General features: G+C 66.9%; 5 protein-coding genes. 2 read left to right on the plus strand and 3 right to left on the minus strand.

All coding sequences use genetic code 11. The annotated features are described in order from the left end of the window. Positions 1 to 203: 203 nt before the first annotated feature. Together nikR and CVM73_RS18105 are read right to left on the minus strand one after the other, a co-directional pair. A complete protein-coding gene (nikR, locus tag CVM73_RS18100; protein ID WP_100233293.1) occupies positions 204 to 650 on the minus strand; it encodes a nickel-responsive transcriptional regulator NikR in 447 nt (148 codons plus the stop codon). A gap of 89 nt (positions 651 to 739) precedes the next feature. Beyond that, positions 740 to 3,196 (minus strand): heavy metal translocating P-type ATPase, encoded by a 2,457-nt coding sequence (locus tag CVM73_RS18105; RefSeq protein ID WP_167406907.1) that lies wholly within the window; start codon positions 3,194 to 3,196, stop codon positions 740 to 742. Positions 3,197 to 3,271: 75 nt separating this feature from the next. Here CVM73_RS18105 and CVM73_RS18110 point away from each other — a divergent pair, with 75 nt between their 5' ends. Continuing rightward, positions 3,272 to 3,547 carry a metal-sensitive transcriptional regulator gene (locus tag CVM73_RS18110; protein ID WP_100233294.1) on the plus strand — a complete coding sequence of 92 codons (276 nt, stop codon included), beginning with the start codon at positions 3,272 to 3,274 and terminating at the stop codon, positions 3,545 to 3,547. A 63-nt stretch (positions 3,548 to 3,610) separates the two neighbouring features. On the opposite strand, the gene CVM73_RS18115 is transcribed toward CVM73_RS18110, so the two are convergent. After that, positions 3,611 to 4,576, minus strand: coding sequence for a YiiX/YebB-like N1pC/P60 family cysteine hydrolase (locus CVM73_RS18115; RefSeq protein WP_100233295.1), 966 nt, complete (start codon positions 4,574 to 4,576; stop codon positions 3,611 to 3,613). 193 nt (positions 4,577 to 4,769) lie between these two features. On the opposite strand from CVM73_RS18115, the gene CVM73_RS18120 reads away from it, so the two are divergent. After that, entirely contained in the window at positions 4,770 to 6,158 is a 1,389-nt protein-coding gene (locus CVM73_RS18120) for a flavin monoamine oxidase family protein (protein ID WP_100233296.1), read from the plus strand. The last annotated feature ends 184 nt before the right edge of the window (positions 6,159 to 6,342 follow it).

The raw sequence follows: 6,342 nt of genomic DNA on the forward strand, positions 1-6,342 counted from the left end.
GCAAGGGCGGGTGGGCCGCTGCAGTCTGCGGAATGCGGGTCTCGTGTCCCGGACGCAGCGCGGCATGCAATGACGCGCTGCTGAGCCGGGACCCAGGAGCTTGCCGCGAGATGGGCCCCGGCTCTGCAGCGCACCGCTGACTGGACGATGCTCCGCATCGCCAGGGGAGCGCTGCGCTGTGTCCGGGGCACGCAAGTCCCAGCTTACTCGTGCCGGTGCCCGTGCTTCCGCGCCTTCGCCTGCTTCCCGTCCCCCGTCGGGATCATCACCACGCGGCCGTAGCGCACGCCGCGCTCGGCGATGATGTGATCGGCGAAATGCCTGACCTCGGAGGCGGCGCCGCGCAGCGCCGTCATCTCCATGCAATTGTTGTCGTCGAGATGGACGTGCAGGGTCGCCAGCGCGAGGTCGTGGTGGCCGTGGAATTCCTGCACCAGCCGTTTCGACAGATCGCGCGCGGCGTGGTCGTAGACATAGACGAGACCGGCAACGCATTGACCGGTCTGCGCCGTGTCCTCGGTGCTCTGCTGCAGGCCGGCGCGGGCGAGGTCGCGGATGATCTCGGAGCGGTTCTGGTAGCCGCGCGCTTCGGCTGCGGCATCGATCTCCGCCAGGAGATCGTCCTCGATCGTGATGGTGATCCGCTGCATCAGGTCCTCTCCGCGTCTTGCCCAATCCGTTACTGCGTAGCCCGGATGGAGCGTGCGCTCCATCCGGGCTACGGTCTTGATCCGCTTGGTCACAGCCGCGTCGCACGAAGCCGCAGCGCGTTGCCGACCACGCTCACCGAGGACAGCGCCATCGCCGCCGCGGCGATGATCGGCGAGAGCAGCAGGCCGAACGCCGGATAGAGGATGCCGGCCGCGATCGGGATGCCGGCGGCGTTGTAGATGAAGGCGAAGAACAGGTTCTGGCGGATGTTGCTCATCGTCGCCTGCGACAGCTTTCGTGCCCGCACGATGCCGACGAGGTCGCCCTTGAGCAGGGTGATGCCGGCGCTCTCCATCGCCACGTCAGTGCCGGTGCCCATGGCAATGCCGACCTCGGCGGCGGCCAGCGCCGGTGCGTCGTTGACGCCGTCGCCGGCCATCGCGACGCTGCGGCCGGCCTTTTGCAGCTTTGTCACCACCGCGCTCTTCTGGTCCGGCAGCACCTCGGCTTCGACATCGGCGATGCCGAGCCGGCGCGCCACGGCTTCGGCCGTCGTGCGATTGTCGCCGGTCAGCATGATGACCTTGATGCCTTCCTCGGCCAGTGCCTTCAGCGCCTCCGGGGTCGAGGCCTTGACCGGATCGGCGATTGCGAACAGGCCGGCCAGCCGGCCGTCGACAGCCATGTTGATCACGGTCGCGCCGTCGCCACGCAGCCGCTCGGCCTCGGTGTCGAGCGCCTTGGTCTCGATGCCGATCGACGTCAGATATCTGGCATTGCCGAGCACGATGGTCTTGCCCTCGACCTTGCCGGTCGCACCCTTGCCGGTGGGCGAGTCAAAATGCTCGACCTGGCCAAGCGAGAGCTGCTTCTCCTTCGCCGCGCGCACGATCGCGTCGGCCAGGGGATGCTCGCTGGCGCGCTCGACGGTGGCCGCAAGCCGGAGGATGTCGTCCTCCGCTAAGTCGGCCGCCGGCACGATCGCGACCACCTTGGGCTTGCCCTCGGTCAGCGTGCCTGTTTTGTCGACCACCAGCGTGTCGATCTTCTCCATCCGCTCCAGCGCCTCGGCGTTCTTGATCAGCACGCCGCCTTGCGCACCGCGGCCGACGCCGACCATGATCGACATCGGGGTCGCCAGGCCCAGCGCACAGGGGCAGGCGATGATCAGCACGCTGACGGCGGCGACGAGGCCGAAGGCGAGCCGCGGCTCCGGTCCGAACCAGGCCCAGGCGCCGAAGGCAGCGAGGGCGACGACGATCACCATCGGCACGAACCAGCCGGAGACCTGGTCGGCCAGCCGCTGGATCGGCGCGCGCGAGCGCTGCGCGTCCGCAACCATCTGCACGATCTGCGACAGCAGCGTCTCGCGCCCGACCTTGTCGGCGCGCATGATGAAGCTGCCGGACTGGTTCAGCGTGCCGGCGATGACCTTGGCGCCGGTCTCCTTGGTGACCGGCATGGATTCGCCTGTCACCAGCGATTCATCGAGCGATGAGCGACCTTCGAGAATGACGCCGTCGACCGGCACCTTCTCGCCGGGCCGCACGCGCAAGCGATCGCCGGCATGGAGCGTGTCGATCTCGACCTCGTGCTCGCTGCCGTCAGCGTCGACGCGGCGCGCGGTCTTGGGCGCAAGCTGCAGCAGCGCCTTGATCGCGCCCGAGGTCGCGTCACGGGCGCGCAGCTCCAGCACCTGGCCGAGCAGCACCAGCACGGTGATGACGGCCGCCGCCTCGAAATAGACTGCGACCGCGCCCCCATGCTCGCGGAACGTGGCGGGGAAGATCTGCGGTGTGACCGTGCCGAGCACGCTGTAGACATAGGCCACACCCGTACCCATCGCGATCAGCGTGAACATGTTGAGGTTGCGCGTCAGCAGCGACTGCCAGCCGCGGACGAAGAACGGCCAGCCCGCCCACAGCACCACGGGCGTGGCGAAGACGAGCTGGATCCAGTTCGACAGCGTCGGATCGATCCAGCCGTGGGGGCCTGCGAGATGGCCGCCCATCTCCAGCACCACCGGCGGCAGCGATAGCACGCCACCGATCCAGAATCGCCGCGTCATGTCGGCGAGCTCCGGATTGGGCCCGGTCTCCAGGCTTGCCACCTCCGGCTCCAGCGCCATGCCGCAGATCGGGCACGTGCCCGGGCCGACCTGACGGATCTCCGGGTGCATCGGGCAGGTGTAGATCGTGCCCGCGGGCATCTCGGGCTCGGGCGCCTTCTCCTTCGCAAGATACTTGGTGGGATCGGCGGCGAATTTGGTGCGGCAGCCGGCCGAGCAAAAATGGAAGGTCTCGCCGTGGTGTTCGAAGCGATGCTTCGAGGTCGCGGGATCGACCGTCATGCCGCAGACGGGGTCCTTGACCTTGGTTGCGGCATCACCGTGATCATGGCCGTGATGATGGGTGTGGCCGGCATGATCGCCGTGGCCGCCGCAGCAAGAGGAGGTCGCGGGCTTCGCCGCCGGCGGTGCAGCTTGCGTGGAACAGCCGCAGCCGGACTGCGCTTCCGCGCCGTGACGATGCTCGTTGTTGTTCATTGCCATGCTCCGGCCCTTGTGCCTGGTCTCGTCCTTGGTCTTGCAACCCATACCCGGTAGGGGTATATAGACCCCATGCGCAAGGACATCAAGGCATCAGTCGGGAAACGTCTCGGCCGGATCGAGGGCCAGGTTCGTGGCCTCTCGAAAATGGTAGAGGAAGACCGCTACTGTATCGACATCGTCACGCAGATCTCGGCGGTGCGCGCCGCGCTGCGCCGGGTCGAGGAGGAGGTCCTGAAGGACCACGTCGCCCATTGCGTCGAGCACGCCATCACGAGCGGCGACAAGGCCGACCAGCGCGAGAAGATCGCGGAGCTGATGGCGGTGATCGGCCGGGTGGAGCGGTAGGTTGGCAAGATCGCGCCGCACGCCCGGCTGTCGTCCCTGCGGTTCGCAGGGACGACAGCAGGGTTACGCTGCAATCTCTCGCGCGCGACCTCGTCGCCGCGGGCGATACCTCGCAAGCTTCTTCAGTAGCGGAAAATGCGCTCTGGTGTTGGCGCTTTCGCCCGTCACTTCTTCAGCCGGAATCTCAGCCGGCGCTTCTTCGTCAATCGCCTCAGGAACGAGCGGCGGCGCACGGAGCGTTTCTGGAAACACACTGAACGTGCCCGCTACCTCCTCGAGCGGCTTCTGCTTGTCGGCCCAGTGCAAGGCCGTGTAGTCGAACCCGTGCACGATGGTGGGTTTGACGACCTCGAAATAGGGCGAGATGTCGAAGTCGCGGGGCATGTAGAGCGAGGAATCGCGGATGTGCAGGATCTCGCGGCGGGCGGCGCGGCTGCCGGCCTTGGTGATCTTCGGCAGGATCGGGTAGCGCACGGCGTCGAAGGCCTGCGCGATCAGGGCTGAACAGATGATCTTGGTCGGGTCGCCCGAGCCGATCGCGATCATGCGCCGGCGCCAGCGCTGCGGTATCGGCAGCGGGAACAGATAGCGCATGAGGTCGACGATGTTCTTGGTGTCGTAGCCGAAGCCGATGCGGTTGATCGCATAGCGGCAGACCGTGGTGCGATCCTCATGGGACAGCCCGACCGGCCGGCAGACGCGGGTGTGATAGGGGAAATATTTCGACAGCGGCGCCGAGGTGACGCCTTCGCCGATATTGGCCTCGATCAGCACATGCGGCTCGCCGTTGGGCTCCTCCGCCCCCTCGACCGGACCGACATAGAGCGCGGCATGCGACCAGGTCGACTGCGTCAGATATTTGATGATGCCGGAGATGCGGTTGTTGCCTTCGACCAGCAGCACGTCGCCGGGCTCGATGACTCCGCGCAGATGCTCCGGGTCGCTCGGCGTGAACGGCTCATAGCCCGGCACCTCCTTCGAGAGGTACGCGGCAAGCAGCTTGCCGACTGAATCCAGGACCGTCCCCATTTTCGAACTCCCCCCACGGCCTTTTCCGGCCGTCTTTTTCCCTTCTCTATCATGGTCGAAACGTGTTGCAATTCGGTTCATCACTCGGTGAGATCAAGCACGATTGATTCACCATGATGGTTGCTGTGCAACATCAGATACGGCAAGGTTCGCGGGCTGTTCCCGTTCGCCGCAAGTCTCCGGAAACCATGACATGACAATCACGCGCCGCGGTTTCCTTGTCGCGTCGGCGGCTGTTGCCGCGATGCCGGTCCTGCGCGCGCCTGCCGCGCCCCTGCCGCGCGAGGTCGACATCGTCGTGATCGGTGCGGGGGCTGCGGGAATTGCCGCGGCGCGGCGCATCATGGCGACGGGCCGCAAGGTCATGCTGGTGGAAGCGGCATCGCAAGTCGGCGGCCGCTGCATCACCGATAGCACCACCTTCGACACGCCCTTCGACCGCGGCGCGCGCTGGATGCACAATCCCGACACCAATCCGATGATCCGGCTGGCGCGCAGCCTCGGGCTCGACGTGCTGCCGGCGCCATCGGGCCAGAAGATGCGCATCGGCCGCCGCAACGCGCGCGCGGGCGAGACCGAGCAGTTCCTGGCCGCGCTGGTGCGCGCCAACCGCGCCATCGACGAGGCCGCGCGCGGCAAGCTCGATACCTCCTGCGCGTCCGTGCTGCCGAAGGATCTCGGCGACTGGGCCGGCGCGGCCGAGTTCATGCTCGGCGCGAGCTTCGCCGGCAAGGACCTGAAGGAGCTGTCCGCGATCGACAAGGGACGCGCGCAGGACCGCAACGCGGCGATCGCCTGCCGCCAGGGCCTCGGCACACTGATCGCCAAGCTCGCCGAGCAGGCGCCGGTGGCGCTGTCGACGCCGGCGAGCCGCATCGCCTGGAGCAACCGCGACGTCAGCGTGGAGACGCAAGCCGGCAAGATCGCCGCGCGCGCCGCCATCGTCACGGTCTCGACCAATGTGCTGACATCTGGCGCGATCAAGTTCGCGCCCGACGTGCCCAAGCGGACGTTGGACGCGGCATCGAAGCTCAGCCTCGGCAGCTACGATCGCATCGTGCTGCAATTGCCGGGCAATCCGCTCGGCCTGTCGCGCGACGATATCCTCATCGAGCAGAGCAATTCGACGCGCACGGCGCTGATGTTCGCCAATATCGGCGGCTCCTCGCTGTGCTCGATCGATGTCGGCGGCTCCTTCGGCCGCGATCTCTCCGAGCAGGGCGAGAAGGCCATGGTCGCCTTCGCCAAGGAGTGGATCACAAAATTGTTCGGCAGCGAGGCCGCAGCCACCGTGCAGAAGACCAGCGCGACGCGCTGGAACGCCTCGCCCTATGTCATGGGTGCGATGTCGGCAGCTTCGCCGGGTGGCCAGCTCTCGCGAAAAATACTGAGCGAGCCTGTTGGCAACATGTTCCTCGCCGGCGAAGCCACGCACGAGACGCTGTGGGGCACCGTCGACGGCGCCTGGGAAAGTGGCGAACGCGCCGCAGACGCCGCCTTGCGCAAGATCGGCGCGCTCAAGGACGAGCCCGCCGACGTGCCGACGCAATCGACGAAGAGGCGCAGGGCGCCGCGGCAATAGGATAATTAAGGCGGCAACACATTCCGCTGTCGTCCCGGACAAGCGCGCCTTAAGCGCGCGCAGATCTACCGTCTTGCGTGTCAAGGGATCGATCGAACGCAGAGGATGCGGCATCGTGCTCGGTAGTCAAGGCGGCTGCGCCCCGCCTTTCGGCGGTGGCCTTCGGCCAGCCTTGACTATCTAC

It is taken from the genome of Bradyrhizobium forestalis (assembly GCF_002795245.1).
Lineage (GTDB): Bacteria > Pseudomonadota > Alphaproteobacteria > Rhizobiales > Xanthobacteraceae > Bradyrhizobium > Bradyrhizobium forestalis.